The following is a 16,011-nucleotide window of genomic DNA, read 5'->3' as shown; positions in this document are numbered from 1 at the left end:
TTCAAATTTTTAGCTAAATTTATGAAGTTGAATTCAAATACAACCCCCACACAAAATCCTAATTCCCTAAGATCCTTTCAGGAAACCTATCCGGAGTCAGCGTTCAAAGTCATAAGTCCAGAGAATTTTTATGAATTGGCGGGTCTGGGATCATAAATTAAATTACAGCAATTACCGCCATTTAATTTCCATCAGCAACTTATTCCTTGAGACGGATCTAATATCCATAAATATCTAATATCCATCAGTATCCCGTTCGCCTTAGCGGATCCAACATACACAAATATCTCTATCAACCCCTATATCCCCCTCTCCCAAAATTCACCTTGTCCACTTCTTCAAATACACCTATCTTACAGGTTCAAAATTTACGTCTATGAAGAAAATATACGCGCTGATACTTGGACTGCTGCTGAGCTTCCAAGTTTTTGCCCAAAAAAGCCCAGAGGAATTCCTGGGCTACAAAATGGGAGAAAGATTTACACCCCATCACCAAGTGGTAGATTACTTCGAACACCTGGCTTCCACCCTACCCAATGTCAAACTGGTCTACTATGGGGAAACCTATGAAAAAAGACCGCTGTTCATAGCCATTGTCTCCAGCCCTGAGAATATGGGAAACCTGGAGAATATCCGTTTGGATAACCTCAAAAGAACAGGCATGGTTGAAGGTAGTCCCAGCACTTCCATAGCCATCAATTGGATGTCCTACAATGTGCATGGCAACGAAGCCGTAGGCACAGAAGCGGCCATGAAAACATTCTGGCAGATCGCCGATCCCAACAATGCACAATCCAAAGACTGGTTGAAAAATCAGGTCCTCATCGTAGATCCCTGCGCCAATCCCGATGGAAAGGACCGCTATACCGTTTGGTACAACCAAAAGCAAAACAAAAGATTGCAGCCTGACCCTCAATCTGTAGAACACTTTGAGCCTTGGCCAGGTGGAAGGCCAAACCATTACCTGCTTGACCTCAACAGGGACTGGGCCTGGCAGACACAAATAGAATCCGAACAACGCCTGAAACTTTACCATGAATGGATGCCCCACCTTTTTGTGGATTTCCATGAGCAGGGCATCAACGATCCATTCTATTTTGCTCCGGCTTCCAAGCCTACCCACGAGCAGCTCACGCCTTTTCAACATGAATTCCAGGAAATCTATGGCAGGAATACCGCCAAATATTTCGATCAAAACGGTTGGTTCTATTTCACCAAAGAAAGGTTTGATCTCCTCTATCCCTCCTATGGTGACACTTATCCCATGTACAGTGGCGCTATCGGGATGACCATCGAAAAAGGCGGTTCAGGACGTGCCGGACTCGGTATGTTAGATGCCCTGGGTGACACGGTTACCTTAAAAGAAAGGATTGAGCACCAGCACATGGCCGGGATCTCAGCAGTGGAAGTGACTGCCCAAAATGCTGCCAGAATTACTGCTGAATTTGCCAATTACTTCAAGAATAACAGCAGCAATCCAAGAGCCAAGTACAAGAGCTTTGTGATCAAAGGTGATCAAAACCCGGAAAGGGTAAAGGCGCTTCTTGCACTGATGGACAAAAACAAAATCCAATATGGATATGCCGGAAATCGGTCTGGACTGAGGGGTCTGGATTACAATACCGGAAAAACAGCGACTTTTTCTACGACTGAAAAAGACATTGTTATCAATGCCTACCAACCCAAATCGGTGTTGACCCAGGTACTTTTTGAACCAGAAGCGACCCTAGAGGATAGCATTACCTATGACATTACGAGCTGGGCATTGCCTTATGCCTATGGTGTGCAGGCTTATGCCTTAGAAACCCGTCTGGATCCTGCCAAAAAGTTTGAAAAACCTGCATTCAGCCCCAATAAGGTGGATGGAAAACCTTTGGCTTACCTGGCACCTTGGCATGCCACTGTTCACGCGAAGTACTTAGCGGCCTTATTGAATGAAGGCATCCGGGTAAGGTTTGCAGAATACGATTTCGAGATAGGAGGGAAAAGCTATCCTGCTGGAACTTTGATCCTCCATAGAAATGGCAACCAATATGTGGCCAACTATGACCAGAAAGTAGTGGACTTGGCCAACAAGTTTGAGATCCCACTGACAATCAGCAATTCCGCTTATGTGGACAAAGGAAAGGATTTTGGCTCTCCTGATGTCAGACCTATTGTCAGGCCAAATGTAGCCCTATTGGGGGGCAGCGGTACCTCATCGCTCAATTTCGGTGAATTGTGGTACTACTTCGAGCAGGAGCTGGATTACCCGGTGAGCATTTTGGAGGCGGAAAACCTATCAAGATTTGACTTATCCAAATACCATGTCATCATCTTGCCTTCAAGCTGGGGATCTTACCTGAATGAAAACAATATGAAAAAAGTGATGGAATGGGTAAGGAACGGAGGAAAGCTGATTGCCATTGAGAATGCTTTGAATGCTTTTGCGGATAAAAACGGTTTTGACCTAAGCCGCTATGACACAGAAGATGAGAAAAAGGCAGCTGAAAAAGAACAAAAGGAAATACAGAATGTAGAAAGACTGGAACCTTATCAGGAAAGAGAAAGACTGGCTATTTCCAATACTGCTGCCGGTGCAATATATGAAGTGACTTTTGACCGGACACATCCACTTGGTTTTGGATTGGGGGGCAAGTTCTATACCCTCAAAAATAACGGTTCACGCTTCTCCTATCTCAACAATGGGGTAAATGCCGGTATTATCCCAAGCAATGACGCTTACCGCTTTGGCTATATTGGTCATAAAATCAAACCAAAAATGGCCAAATCCATGGTGTATGGGGTAGAGCCTCAGGGAAGAGGACAGATTGTCTATATGGTGGACAATCCGATGTTCCGTGCCTTCTGGGAAAACGGCAAGTTGCTGATGGCGAATGCGGTGTTCTTGGTAGGACAATAATAGAGGCGAGAGATTAGAAGCGAGAAACTAGACTCGATCTGTGTAAAAATGGAGATTTTGTACCATGTACCAAGATAAAGTTCGAGCAAATAGAAAGCGAGCTTGCCTACCTTCAGGTAGAAAATGAGAGTTTAGAGACAAGAGACAAAGAAGCAGAAGGTCGGATTTCGGAAGGCTGATTTAGGAATGATTTGAAGTAAGTTAAGGTCTTATTCCTTGTGTCTTTTGTCTCATATCTTACAATTCGAAAAAAGCGGAAAAATCTGCGAAAATCAGCCCAATCTGCGTCATCCGCGTTCCATTATTATTGGAAGCATGAAAAACTAACCCTCCTGGACTTATCCTGTCCAGGAGGTTTTTTATGGAAATCCTAAAGAATAAAAATCAACTGTCAGAAATACTTCCTGAAAAAATCTTCTGACCAGGGATGCATAAAGGCAAATTGAAATTGAAAATCAGGATATGTATCCCTGAATAACTGGTACTTCTTGAGCTTAGCCATTTTTTCATCAAACTTCGCCTCTACAGCCATTGGAGGATTTTCATCAGACAAAACAAAATCAATTTCTTTTCCATCAGCTGTCCGCCAAAACCGGATTCCATCAAGCCCAAACTTATCAACCAACAAACGAAAAACTGATTGTTCCCAGACTTCACCCTTATCCAATCGCTGATTGATGGGTGTAAAGTTGTTGAGTAGTGCATTTCGCAGTCCAGAATCCAATAAATACCCTTTGGGCATTTTCACCAACTCCTTCCTTAAATTCGCAAAAAACGGACGCACAAGGGAAAGATGGAAACACTTTTCCATAATCCCCACATAGCTTTGTATGGTCTCATTTCTGGATTGAAGTGTGTTACTCAATTCATTGATATTAACCAATTGCCCGGTCTGAGAGGCCATAATCTGGAATAGCCGATAAAAGACTGCTTCATTTTGAACCCCTGATTCAATTATATCCCTTTTGATAAAAGAGTCTCTGATCTCATTGAGCATTTCAATTTTTTCGGGAATGGAGTTTTCTGTAATGACTGCAGGATATCCTCCATAAAGCATAAATGCCTCCCATTCCAACCTAAGTTCAGTCAACTTTAGACTCTTTGCATTTGGCTGTGATTTGATCCGTACCACTTCATCCCAAAGTTCTTCTTTACCGCTCAAAATCAAATACTCTTCAAAATCACAGGTCATCAGATTAAAAATCCTTTTTCTTCCAGCCAAAGAATCTTTAAACTTGGAATCAATGTAAAAAGCGCTGCTGCCGCTTGCTACTATTTTTACCAAGTGATTGTATTCATCAAACAGGAGCTTTAGAAAATTAGAAGGATCGGACAAATATTGAATTTCATCAAGAAACACAATGGTTTTAACCCCCTGACTGGGAAGGTAAGCTAATAGGTTGAGCGGATTAGCATCAAGTTCTGCCAAAAGTATTTTATTCTCAAGATTAATAAATATCTCAGGAATACCTTGCTGTTTACAATATTCACGCAAATTGTTTAATAGAGTAGTTTTACCAGACTGTCTGGCACCAGTCAGGATTGTAAACTCCTTTTTGGGAAGATGCTGTAAAAGCTTGTTAAATAATTTTCGGATCATCTATACAACTGGTTTAAAAACCAATAATAGTAAAATTATCAGATATTTTTACGGATACATTAGTAAAAATATCGGATATTTTAACTAATCAACTCGTAAAATCATCCGAATTTATCTCTAAGCAGGCAACCAAAAAGCTCCCTGGACAGATTTATTCATACCTCCTCTGTAAGCCTAGTGAACTTGGTTATCAAATTTAAAAGAGGAAGAGAAAAAGGTATGTCTGTATTTCAACCAAGCCTCCATACTATTTGCATACCCCATGGCCAAGGCTTTCCTAAGCCAAGCACATTAAAAAATCCAGTCGCTCATCTTAACATTTCAGTAAGCCAATTCTGATCTTCAGTAAGGTTAAATTTTTTATCCGTGCAAGCTCATCCAAATTTACTGACATCAAAAAACCGAAATGGATAATTGGCTTTAAATTCTAAAAGCAATGAAAAAAATGATGATTTTATTGTTACTGGTTTTTTGGGGGATAGAAAGCTTTGCCCAAGGCCCAACAAACCATGAAGGACTTGGCTTAGGGTTTCATATTACCCAGATGCCAAGCGACTTTGGCATTGGCCTGAATTTGACCAGCCCTATGTTTTGGAATGGAGGCGGTGCCCTGAGACTAAGGTCAACCTTGCCTTTTACCAGCATTTGAACGGTGATGTTTTTGAATGGAGCAGCTTCCCTCAACTGGGAATTGGATTTGTGGGAATTGCCGGACGGATCGGAAAACATATCAGGCTCTATGGAGAATCAGGTTTTTTGGGAACCTTTCCCAATCCCAATTTTTCATCCAAAAAATTCGAAGGAGGTGTCTATGGGCTGTTTGGTTTTGATTTTTTTCTCTACCCTCATTTCAATTTCTTTTTGGAGCTGGGAGTAACCACTCCTGATGGAAAAGCTGATAGAATACCGGGGGCACCTACCTATGCTACTGTTTTTTTGACTTCTGCAGGATTTAGATTTAACCTTAAAAAACAATGATAACCGAAATAATCTCCAAGTCCATCAGCTGGACACATATTTTGAGCGCCACTGCTTCATTGTTTCTCGGCGCCTGGGTCTTATTTATCCAAAAAGGGGGAATTAGGCACCGCCAACTTGGTAAGTTATACTTTCTAGCCATGCTCATCAATAACCTTTCTGCCCTCCTGATTTATAATGCCTTTGGCAGATGGTTCTTTCCCCATATGCTTGCTCTTGTCACTATAGCGGTTCTCATCCCTGGCTTTCTGATTACCTATAAAAAACAGTACAAACACTGGTTAAAGGTGCATATCATTTGCATGGTACTGAGTTACTACTTTTTAGTAGGGGGCGCCATCAATGAAACCTTCCTTCATGTCAAAGCGCTTAGGCCTTTGATTATAGGCGGGGATCCCGTGGTGGGAATAAGTCACTTTATTGCACAGTTGATTTTTCTGGGATTAATTACGTACTTCCTTATCAAATTCAGGCGATTAGGAAAATATCCGGAATCATCAAAATTGGCCAATTGACTTGACATGAACTGATTGCCCCGGCACGAAGCAAGCCATAAAAAATATTATGAGCAAATCCTTCTTTAGTAAAGCCACCATTAGCAACACCCTGAAAAGATTTCTTCTGGTCAATCTGGGGGTTGCTTTCCTATTTGTCTTTGTACAGTGTCCGGACTGTCTGTTCAGCAGGGAAGGTTTGTTGGAATTTATTCCGAATTTTGTTTTTGCTTTTCTACTGTCTTCCTCATTGAGTGTAGGAGGCTTTAAAGTGGAATCTTATTTTGACCAAAAGATCTCCTGGATAGAAAACCCTGCTAAAAGGTTGTTGCTGACCTCTGCTTCGTACCTGCTCTACGCCTATTTGGTAAGCTTTATCTTGATCAATTCCTATGTACTGCTGACAGTGGATGGGGTCACTGTTCAAAATTTAGGATTGGCCAGAATGGCTGTAAATGGACTCACGCCCACCTTACTTGCTGTCCTTATTGTTGCAGTGTTCATTACCAGATCATGGCTCTATGAATGGAAAAATGCTGCTTTGGAAGCCGAAAACCTGAAAACTGAAAACATAAGCAGCCAATATCAGTCTCTTAAAGACCAATTGAACCCTCATTTTCTTTTCAATTCCCTGAATACCCTTTCAGGACTTGTCCATGAAAGTCCAATCAAATCAGATGATTTCATACAGCAGCTTTCCAAAATTTACCGCTATGTCCTGGAAGTCCAGCATGAAGAATTGGTTCCTCTGCAGGATGAACTGGACTTTGCCCAAAATTACCTGAGTTTACAGAAAATCCGTTTTGAGAACAGCCTGGAATACACCATAGCTATTGATAGCAGCAAGGACTTTTTCCTTCCCCCACTTTCCCTGCAGCTATTGTTGGAAAATGCCATCAAACACAATATCATCAGTCAGGAAAAGCCTTTAGAGATCATCATAGCTCAGGAAGATGAAAATTTGTGGGTAAAAAACCGCTTCCAGCCCAAAACCAGCAAAGAGACAACTTCAGGAGGGGTGGGACTCAACAATATCATCCAAAGATACCGGCTATTAAGCAAGCAATCACCGGAAGTGATCCAAAATGAGCAGGAATTCAAAGTCAGGCTACCCTTACTACAAGTAAACCAAAAATGAAAATTTTACTCATAGAAGATGAAAAACCTGCCGCCTCCAGGCTGCAAAAACTGATCTCCGAACTATTGCCGGAAGCGCAAATACTTTCCCCTTTGGACAGTATACAGACAGCTGTTGACTGGTTTATGCAGCACCAGGCCCCTGACCTGATTTTTTGTGATATTCAATTGGCAGATGGCTTGAGCTTCGAAATTTTTGAAAAGGTCAAAGTCAGTTCCCCGATCATATTCACCACTGCCTATGACCAATATGCCATCAAAGCATTCAAACTCAATTCCATTGATTACCTTCTAAAGCCAATCGACCCCAAAGAGCTTGAAACCTCCATACAAAAGTTCAAGAGACTTCAAATCAAACCCATGGTAGATATCCAACAGCTTCAGGAGCTTCTGCAGCCCAAGCCAAAGGAATACAAAAGCCGGTTTATGGTGAAGATCGGTGAAAAAATTCTGGCCATACAAGCTTCTGAGGCATCCTTCTTTGTGAGTGAGGAGCGGGTCACCTTTTTACAGACTATGGCCGGCAAACGCTTCATCTTGGACTATACCTTGGATCAATTGGAAGCATTGCTGGATCCAAAGCAGTTTTTCAGACTCAGCAGAAAATACATCGCTGCCATTGAGTCCATTGCTGAGATCCATACCTATTCCAACAGCAGATTGAAAATCAGGCTTAAAGATTGTTCCGATAATGATATCCTTGTAAGTAGGGAGAAAGTGATGGCAATGAAGGAATGGTTGGACGGAAAATAAAGTTTTCACCAAAGTGGTTTTTCCTGATTGCCTGGGACCTACTAAGGCATCTGTTTTGAATTTGGAAGCTAGTGGTAATAGTTTAATTGAAGCCGATAGTTGAATCATTGTTGAAAAATATGGAATTGAATTCCATATTTTTCCAAGAAATATCAAAATCGTAGACAGGAATCGGTGTAAATGTTTTTGAAATTATATCTTTAGTAGTTACATTAAGGGTATAAAAACCTCGCGAAATGAAAAATTATCTTTTATTGGCATTCAGCCTATTGTTGTTTTCCTGCCGAGAAAAAGACAGTGAAAAACAGGCGGACTTCTCTAATATCACTTTCCAAATAGACACGGTAATTGTAGATCCAGGAAATGAAATCATCAATCTGAGATATGGCCTTTGGAATAGTGTCATGAACAACAGTCACTCAAAACTTTTTCTTTTCGATAATCAGGCTTACACTTTGGATATAATTGATTTGGATCAATTGATCCTGGAAAGGAAAGTTAAGTTTGAGAAAGAAGGTCCTAATGGTGTGGGCTCCTTTGTGAGTTGGATGGGGCTATGGGATGACAACAGAATTCTATTGGCCAGCTTTGAGGGCATGGGCCTATTTGACCTAGATGCGAACAAACTGAAGACCTATAAATTAGAAAAAGATAAATTTGAAGGAGACAGTCTTTTGGATGGGGAAAACTTTTATCGCAAATCCATCTTAGCTGAAAATGGTGATGTCATTTATGGCTTATTGGGAAATTGGGCTGATGAAATTGAGTCTTTTGCCAAGATTGATTTTAAAAATGGCCTTATAAAAAAGTTGGAACTCCCTGGAAGGTCGGAGCTTCCAGACTATTCTGTGATGCTAAGAACGGACAATATGGTTTCCATAATGGCTTCTGATAAAAGTGTTAAAAAGTTTGAGAAGAAGCTGATACTCTCTAGTTCTGCCTACAGCACACTTTTCATTATTGACATGGAAAAGGACAGCGCTTACATGGTAGATTACACACCTGTACTAACTTCCAAAGCCAAAAAAGGAGGTTACCCCTCAGAAGTAGATTCTGAAAAACGTTTTAAAGAGGTCATGGAAGATATCTATGCTGAAATCAACTTTCAGGCACCCATCTGGGATGCCAAAAACAGAAGGTTTTACAGATTTTCTTATGAAACCATCCCTACTGGTAATACAGATGGTCCTTTGTTTGAAGACCCTGAAAAAAAACCTATTGCCAAAATTTACATCAGTATTTTCGATGAAAATTTTAATCTTTTAGGAGAATCCTTAGTCTCCCAAATCCAGGGAATCCCAAATACCCCATTTGTCAAAGATGGCCTGATATGGTCTTATGTCAACGTTGATGATGAATTGGGTTTTGTGAGAATGGAAATCCAAAACTGATGCTCATGAAAAGATTGGGCTTTTATCAGAATCAAAGTCACTTAGAATCAATCATCTCAGGATTTGAGCAGCAAGTGATTTCTCCTTCTATTGAATTCACAATCGATTTCCCATGAAATTCGAAAGTTAAACTTACGTTTTTCATGGTATCTTATTTTGAATTATAAAAGTTAATCTCTAGTTTTACCAAGAAATTCGAAAATACAACTTACGTTTTTCATGGTAAAAAAGAGATATATTTGGCCTTTATTACAAGAATACCTCAGCCTATTCCCTGCTGTTGGGCTAATAGGACCACGACAGGTAGGTAAAACTACTTTGGTCAAAAATCTTTTATTGGAAAAAGAATCCATCTATCTGGACCTTGAAAAAGCCAGCGATAAGGCCAAATTAGCCAATGCAGAGCTATTCCTGAAAACCCATCAAAACAAAACAGTCATCCTGGATGAAATTCAGATGATGCCGGAATTATTCACTGAACTCCGTAGCCTCATTGACGAAAAGAGGGAAGCAGGTAGATTTATTCTCTTGGGATCAGCATCACCTGACCTGATCCGAAAATCAGCCGACTCTTTGGCAGGCAGGATTGCTTACCTAGAACTCACCCCCTTTCATTTGGGAGAAGTTGAGGCAGATGAAATAGATAAACTTTGGATCAGGGGAGGATTTCCCCTTTCCTATCTGGCCAATTCGGAAAGAGGAAGCAGACTTTGGAGAGAGAATTTTATCAAAACATATATCGAAAGGGATTTAGGGCTTTTAGGCTTAAATACCGACCCCTTTCTGGTGGAACGCTTTTGGCGCATGCTGGCCCATGCACAGGGAGGGTTACTGGTTTCTGAAAATTTCGCCAGAGCCTTGGGAATCTCCCGGCCCACAGTGAATAGGTACCTGGAATTTCTTCATGGCTCCTTTATGGTCCGCCTTCTTCAACCCTATTTTCCAAACGTGAAGAAACGTTTGGTAGCATCTCCAAAGGTCTATATCAGAGACTCCGGCCTTTTACATACTCTAACAGGCATTGATTCTTACGAGGATTTGATCAACCAATTACTGGTCGGGAATTCATGGGAAGGCTTTGTGATTGAACAGATCTGTAATGTACTCGGGGATCCCTATGAATATTATTTCTACCGAACCCACCAGGGCGCAGAATGCGACTTGCTACTCGTAAAATCAGGAAAGGTCAAACATGCCATTGAAATCAAAAACACCCTTTCCCCAAAAATCAGTAAAGGTTTCCGCATCAGCATGCAAGATACCAGGGCAGAAAAGGGGGCCATTATCTGTCGCATCACAGATTCCTATCCTTTGGAAGAAAATATTGAGGCTATGGGACTTTGGAATTTTCTTGAAAACAAGAAACCCACATTTTCTAAATAACTACTCCCCCATTATGAAAATGGGACTCAAAAAAATTCAAAAACTATAAGAAAAGTTTTAAATTCCGAAAACTTCAAATTCACTTATCAATTAGTTTGGAGGAGGGGGGTAAAACGAAGCTTTTAGAATATTCTTTGGTAGTTGACTCTTTGAGTGATGTAATTGCCTGTAAAATAGTATGTTATAAACATTTCTAGATTTGGCATTTAATGCCGTTAAGTTAAGGAATGTGATTAAATAGATTTGTAATTCATTGAGTATTTCAGTTTAGCTCTGAATTTCCGCTTGAATACCTGGTTTCTTTTTGAATATTCTATTTTGGAAGCGATTTTCTTTACATATTTCTGGATAATCTGCTCCAATTCACCAATTAAATCTCTGATTTTAAGAATCAGGGATTTTGTTTTTGACAATGCATAAGTTTTATTGATTATCAAGGTCCTTGCTGACTTTGATGTCCGTCCTGTTTTGGTTTTTGGCTCCACATCATAGCAAAGAATATTGCAGAGTGATATGATCAGGGTCTTAGCATAGAAGTCCTGCTGGACCGCCCATGCTGTTTTGCCGGAAAAATCAGATACTTCAAGTCTTGATTTGATCAGTTTATATGCTTCTTCTATTCCCCATCTCTGTTTGTACAGGTTTATTAGAGAGGAGGCTGTATATTTTTTCCTGTCCAACAGCGAAGTCGCATATATTGAAATCTTACCCTTCTTATTCTTTTTCTTGATCAGTCTTACGGTCATGGTTTGGGATAACGAGGGATACTTTTCAAGCAGCCATCTGTATTTTGGAGGGAGTATTAATGTATATTCCGCATCAGAGGAACTACTTCGGGAAAAATCTTCGACACATTTCCACCAATTGTCTTTCATCCTGAAAAGAAAGTCGGCCCCTTTTCCTTTCAATTCGAAAAAAAGTCTCAGTGATGCATAATACCTGTCGCACACAAGAAGATCCCCTTCTTTAATATGTCCAAGATGGGCATGACATAGGGTGGCTTCCGAAGTGGTGTAGCTTTCCATACCGGCATCCAGTACAAGGCCGTTGTAAACATCATACAGGTAAGATATCCTGCTCATGTAATGTCCCGCATCCGCATTGGGCCCAAAACCATGATAGCTGAACTTCTCTGACATGGAGGGATGATCCGGGAGTTCAAGTGTTGAACCATCAACAGAAAGCACCCTATGCCCCTTCCATTTCTTGAACTTTGCATGTTGGTAAAAAAGACTGCAGATCAAACCGTTAAGCTTTTTAAAAACTGTATAGCACAGTTTTTTCCTGGCCTGGGTAAATGCACTTTTAGTGGGCGATAAGGAAGATTCCCCAAAAAACTCTTCAAGGCAGATATTAAGTCCTTTGTTGCTCTTTGACAAAATAAAAAGCACAAGAACTTCAAAGGAAAAGAAACGGTCACGAAGAAAATCTTTCACCGAAGTCCTACTTTCGATGATAAATTTTTCATAACTTAGTTTTAACTTGAATTCATTTACAATTAAAGTTTTAAGGCTTCCAGCACTCCCTGCTTTCGGAAGCCTTATTTTATACCTCTAATATAATGAATTTCAGTTAATTAACCACTAACTAAACGGCATTAATTCAGCATTTTAAAATTTATTTTTTTAGGTTAGCCAACGTAATTAATCTTTTGAAAGAGATTATTTCTGATGAAGCTGTTTTTAACCTAAGTTTTTATGGAAAATTCTTATTTGATTTTAAAGAAAGTCCTACTTCTTCTGGATGTTCCTTTTACAAAAGAATACTTGAAAGATCAGGTAGCATCCCATCCCGAGCAGGAATCTTTGCTTACTATTTCAGATACCTTGAATCATTATAAGGTGGACAGCCTTGGACTTAACCTTTCTGTAGAAAAGCTGGATCAAATTCCGCTTCCCTGTATTATACAGATTCAAGAAAATGGACATCCTTATTTTAGCATTCTCACTAAAGCGGAAATAGATTCTGTTGATTACCTGGATGAAAAGGGGAAAATCAAAAACACTTCAAAAGAGGAATTTGCCAAAAACTGGACAGGTGTAACTCTACTTTTGGAGAAGTCTGATAAATCAGGTGAACCTGGATTTAAGGCGAGACAGCAGGATGCTTTCGTCTTCCGGTTTCTGCTTTTTTCCTTAGTACTCATAAGCCTGATTGGGTTACTTGGTTTTTCTCAGCCTATTTTCGTAAATCAAACCCATGCACTTATAATTATGTCACTATTGCTTCTGAAAGCCATTGGATTGTTCATTTCCTCGGTTTTGCTTTGGTCAGAAGTTGATAAGGACAATAAGGCCATAAAAGATTATTGCACAGGAGGCAAAAATACAGACTGTAATTCAGTCATTTCTTCCTTTTCTTTGCCGGGAGGAATAAGCTTAAGCATTATAGCCTTTGCCTATTTCTTTTCAGGTGTTCTCTTTGTGCTTTTGTCTTCTTTCTCCGGATCAGGATTGCATTTACTTGGCTATTTGACTCTGTCCGGAGTATTTATAAGTCCCATATCCATCTATTACCAATGGGCAAAAATAAGGAAATGGTGTGTGTTGTGCCTTTGGATTTCGACAGTACTGCTCGCAGAAATATTGCTTAGTCAGATTTTTTTGGTAAACTCCGGCTCCATACAATTTCAGGAATTGACAATGTTTTCCTTCCTATTTTTAGGGACAGTAGTGGCTTGGCTGAGTCTCAGGCCCTATTTACTGACCAATAAGGAACTTCAAAAGCAAAAAAGTAAGCTTGCCAGATTTCTTTCCAACACAGAAATCTTTGAACATTTTTTATCGGGTTCAAGAAGTATTTCCAATAATCCAGAAGGATTGGGAATAATGCTTAACCCAGATTGCAGCTTTTAGGGGTTAAAAAAGAAAATTTCGGGAAATTTTCTTTTTTTTAGCTCCGATTACCCGTACCCCCCTACGTGATTTTTTTTCTACGGGCTGTATAATGCCATTTTTTGGTTTGTAGTACACAAGGGGTATTGCATCTTGGGGTTCAATACCAGTACTTTACACCATGTATTTCAAGTTCTCTTTACGTAAACATCCCGATTCGGGAAGACTCAGCGGATACTACCGGCTGGTGGAAAGTTACCGTAATGCTGACAACAGGGTGTGTCATCGCACTATCCTGAATATAGGTTTCATGGAGGATGCTGCGCCCGAGCAGCTCAACAAAATACAGAAACACCTTACTGAGAAGTATGAGCACAAGGCTTCTTTTTTTGACCTGGAGGAAGATCCAATCGTCAGACGCTATGTTGAAGACTTCTGGAGTCGGATCGTATCTTCCAAGAAGCTGGATATCAAGTCGGAACAGCAGCTGTCACGGATGGTGGATATGGATACCATCCAGCACAGTAATGCCAGAGAAATAGGAGCAGAGAATATTGCTTTCCAGACATGGGAGAAGCTGCAGCTTACACCTTTATTACTTTCGGCGGGATTCAGCGCCGAAGATGCAAGTCTTGCAGCCACACAGGTTGTATCCCGTGCGGTATACCCCGCTTCCGAACTCAAAACTGTCCGTTGGATAAAGGAAAACTCGGCAGTCTGTGAGCTTACGGGCTATGATATGGATAAAATAACCAAGGACAAGCTGTACAAAAGTGCGCTTGAGCTATACAAAGTCAAAGATTCACTCGAAAAGCACCTTTCCAAACGTACCAATGAACTCTTTGATCTACAGGATAAGATCATCCTTTATGATCTGACCAACACCTACTTTGAGGGAGAAAAACCGAACAGTAAGCTGGCACAATACGGGAGGAGCAAGGAAAAAAGAAAAGACGCAAAACTTGTTGTGCTGGCACTGGTAGTGAATGTGGAAGGGTTTATCAAGTACTCCTCTATCCTGGAAGGAAACATAGCAGACTGCAACACACTTGCTGCAATGATTGAAAAGCTTTCCGTCCACACCTGTACAGGACCTGCGGTAGTGGTACTCGATGCAGGCATAGCCACCGAAGAAAACCTGCATCTTATCCAGAGCAAAGGATACAGCTACCTCTGTGTAAGCAGGACAAAACTCAAGGATTATAGCTATGTGCCCGACAGGCTTACAACTCTGCTGGAAACAAAATCAAAGCAGAACATCAGACTCAGAGCCGTGTCCACAGAAAAAAACACAGACTATTATTTGGAAGTCAAAAGCCCTTCCAAAGAGAAGAAAGAGGAAGGCATGAAGCTACAGTTCGAACAAAGGTTTGAACAGGAACTGCAAAAAATACAGCATGCCCTCAACAGCAAGGGAGGAGTGAAAAAAACCGATAAAGTCCACCAGCGCATCGGGAGGGCCAAAGAAAAGTATCCATCAGTCCAGTATTATTATGAGATCACTGTTGAAAGTGACCCTAAAACAGAACAGGCGACAGCAATGTCATGGAAGAAAAACCCGGAACGGGAGCAGGCAAAAGCTGATAATCTGGGCATCTATTTTTTACGGACAAACCTGAACGTGCAGGAGGAGTACATCATCTGGAATATCTATAACACTATCAGGGAAATAGAGAATGCCTTCCGTACACTAAAAACCGATCTGGATCTTAGACCGATTTACCATAAAAACGATGATGCCACCATGGCACATCTACATCTGGGAATCCTTGCATATTGGATAGTCAATACAGTGAGGTACCAGCTCAAGCAGAAGGGAATAAAAAGCTGCTGGGGTGAAATAGTGAGAATAGGAAACACACAAAAGGCCATCACTACTTCAGGGAAAAACACCTATGATAAAGTCATTACCACACGCAAGTGTACAGTTCCAAACAAAAACCTAAAAGAAATCTACGACATCCTTCAGACCAAATACCAACCGTTTACAAAAAGAAAATCCGTAGTACACAAACTTGAACTCAAAAAAACAGAAATACCCAGATTACAGCTACTTACAGGCGGATAGCTGCAATCTGGGTTAAAGGGGAAAATGCCAAATATCATGTACTCAAAGTATGCAACCCATACTGTGGGCCATGTGCTAATTCACATCCTATTTTGGAAGAATTGTTTGCTTCAGGAAACATAAACCTGCAGGTTGTATTTCATCCCGGAGGAGGAGATGCCATTAAGTATAAAACAATCAGTCATATTATGGCTGTAGCTGCTCAGGCCAATCAGGAGGAAATCATACAGGCACTTGACGATTGGTACCTGCCAGAGAGGAAGGAGTATGAAACCTTTGCAGCCAAATACCCTATGAACGGGGAACTGAAAGCTCAGGAATCCTGCATAAAAGACATGTTGAATTGGTGTGAACTGGAAAATATCAGCTACACACCAACCATCTTTATCAATGGATATGAATTACCTAAGGCTTACAGTATAGAAGACCTAAAATATATTTTGATATAAAAATATTCAGTCGCGATGGATG

13 protein-coding genes are annotated in these 16,011 nt (G+C 40.6%); 11 read left to right on the top strand and 2 right to left on the bottom strand.

The features are described 5' to 3' along the window. The first annotated feature begins 376 nt into the window (after positions 1–376). Positions 377–2,902 carry a M14 family metallopeptidase gene (locus tag BC751_RS06820; RefSeq protein WP_130274886.1) on the top strand — a complete coding sequence of 842 codons (2,526 nt, stop codon included), beginning with the start codon at positions 377–379 and terminating at the stop codon, positions 2,900–2,902. A 391-nt stretch (positions 2,903–3,293) separates the two neighbouring features. Here the strand turns inward: BC751_RS06820 and BC751_RS06815 are convergent, their stop codons facing one another. Further along, positions 3,294–4,502 (bottom strand): ATP-binding protein, encoded by a 1,209-nt coding sequence (locus BC751_RS06815; protein ID WP_130274885.1) that lies wholly within the window; start codon positions 4,500–4,502, stop codon positions 3,294–3,296. 436 nt (positions 4,503–4,938) lie between these two features. Between BC751_RS06815 and BC751_RS06810 the strand changes: the two genes are divergently transcribed. The 7 genes from BC751_RS06810 (at position 4,939) to BC751_RS06780 (ending at position 10,638) form a co-directional block, all read left to right on the top strand. Further along, the gene (locus BC751_RS06810; protein WP_130274884.1) at positions 4,939–5,151 is read left to right on the top strand and encodes a hypothetical protein; all 213 of its coding nucleotides are present in this window, start codon (positions 4,939–4,941) and stop codon (positions 5,149–5,151) included. Then, entirely contained in the window at positions 5,148–5,480 is a 333-nt protein-coding gene (locus BC751_RS06805) for a hypothetical protein (protein WP_130274883.1), read from the top strand. Before BC751_RS06810 ends, BC751_RS06805 begins: the two co-directional genes overlap by 4 nt. After that, positions 5,477–5,995 (top strand): DUF2306 domain-containing protein, encoded by a 519-nt coding sequence (locus tag BC751_RS06800; protein ID WP_130274882.1) that lies wholly within the window; start codon positions 5,477–5,479, stop codon positions 5,993–5,995. Before BC751_RS06805 ends, BC751_RS06800 begins: the two co-directional genes overlap by 4 nt. Positions 5,996–6,044: 49 nt before the next feature. Beyond that, positions 6,045–7,112: a sensor histidine kinase gene (locus BC751_RS06795; protein WP_130274881.1), complete on the top strand. Its 1,068-nt coding sequence runs from the start codon at positions 6,045–6,047 to the stop codon at positions 7,110–7,112. Next, a complete protein-coding gene (locus BC751_RS06790) occupies positions 7,109–7,864 on the top strand; it encodes a LytR/AlgR family response regulator transcription factor (RefSeq protein ID WP_130274880.1) in 756 nt (251 codons plus the stop codon). Before BC751_RS06795 ends, BC751_RS06790 begins: the two co-directional genes overlap by 4 nt. A gap of 236 nt (positions 7,865–8,100) precedes the next feature. Beyond that, positions 8,101–9,255: a DUF4221 family protein gene (locus tag BC751_RS06785; RefSeq protein ID WP_130274879.1), complete on the top strand. Its 1,155-nt coding sequence runs from the start codon at positions 8,101–8,103 to the stop codon at positions 9,253–9,255. Between the two features lie 219 nt (positions 9,256–9,474). Further along, positions 9,475–10,638, top strand: a complete 1,164-nt coding sequence (locus BC751_RS06780; RefSeq protein ID WP_130274878.1) for an ATP-binding protein — start codon at positions 9,475–9,477, stop codon at positions 10,636–10,638. 233 nt (positions 10,639–10,871) lie between these two features. On the opposite strand, the gene BC751_RS06775 is transcribed toward BC751_RS06780, so the two are convergent. Next, positions 10,872–12,074: an IS4 family transposase gene (locus BC751_RS06775; protein ID WP_165389808.1), complete on the bottom strand. Its 1,203-nt coding sequence runs from the start codon at positions 12,072–12,074 to the stop codon at positions 10,872–10,874. A gap of 261 nt (positions 12,075–12,335) precedes the next feature. Here BC751_RS06775 and BC751_RS06770 point away from each other — a divergent pair, with 261 nt between their 5' ends. The 3 genes from BC751_RS06770 to BC751_RS06760 all read left to right on the top strand — a co-directional run bounded on the left by BC751_RS06770 (position 12,336) and on the right by BC751_RS06760 (position 15,989). Next, entirely contained in the window at positions 12,336–13,493 is a 1,158-nt protein-coding gene (locus BC751_RS06770) for a vitamin K epoxide reductase family protein (RefSeq protein WP_207226849.1), read from the top strand. 160 nt (positions 13,494–13,653) lie between these two features. Next, positions 13,654–15,540, top strand: coding sequence for an IS1634 family transposase (locus BC751_RS06765; protein WP_242617395.1), 1,887 nt, complete (start codon positions 13,654–13,656; stop codon positions 15,538–15,540). After that, positions 15,516–15,989, top strand: coding sequence for a DsbA family protein (locus BC751_RS06760; RefSeq protein ID WP_341272857.1), 474 nt, complete (start codon positions 15,516–15,518; stop codon positions 15,987–15,989). Before BC751_RS06765 ends, BC751_RS06760 begins: the two co-directional genes overlap by 25 nt. Positions 15,990–16,011: the final 22 nt, after the last annotated feature.

This window comes from Cecembia calidifontis (assembly GCF_004216715.1).
Lineage (GTDB): Bacteria > Bacteroidota > Bacteroidia > Cytophagales > Cyclobacteriaceae > Cecembia_A > Cecembia_A calidifontis.
This window is presented reverse-complemented; position numbering and strand designations above follow the sequence as displayed.

What these genes read in the sequence shown, in the direction of transcription:
- BC751_RS06820 (WP_130274886.1), top strand. Translation starts at nt 377, where the DNA reads ATGAAGAAAATATACGCGCTGATACTTGGACTGCTGCTGAGCTTCCAA.
- BC751_RS06815 (WP_130274885.1), bottom strand. Translation starts at nt 4,502, where the DNA reads ATGATCCGAAAATTATTTAACAAGCTTTTACAGCATCTTCCCAAAAAG.
- BC751_RS06810 (WP_130274884.1), top strand. Translation starts at nt 4,939, where the DNA reads ATGAAAAAAATGATGATTTTATTGTTACTGGTTTTTTGGGGGATAGAA.
- BC751_RS06800 (WP_130274882.1), top strand. Translation starts at nt 5,477, where the DNA reads ATGATAACCGAAATAATCTCCAAGTCCATCAGCTGGACACATATTTTG.
- BC751_RS06795 (WP_130274881.1), top strand. Translation starts at nt 6,045, where the DNA reads ATGAGCAAATCCTTCTTTAGTAAAGCCACCATTAGCAACACCCTGAAA.
- BC751_RS06790 (WP_130274880.1), top strand. Translation starts at nt 7,109, where the DNA reads ATGAAAATTTTACTCATAGAAGATGAAAAACCTGCCGCCTCCAGGCTG.
- BC751_RS06785 (WP_130274879.1), top strand. Translation starts at nt 8,101, where the DNA reads ATGAAAAATTATCTTTTATTGGCATTCAGCCTATTGTTGTTTTCCTGC.
- BC751_RS06780 (WP_130274878.1), top strand. Translation starts at nt 9,475, where the DNA reads ATGGTAAAAAAGAGATATATTTGGCCTTTATTACAAGAATACCTCAGC.
- BC751_RS06770 (WP_207226849.1), top strand. Translation starts at nt 12,336, where the DNA reads ATGGAAAATTCTTATTTGATTTTAAAGAAAGTCCTACTTCTTCTGGAT.
- BC751_RS06765 (WP_242617395.1), top strand. Translation starts at nt 13,654, where the DNA reads ATGTATTTCAAGTTCTCTTTACGTAAACATCCCGATTCGGGAAGACTC.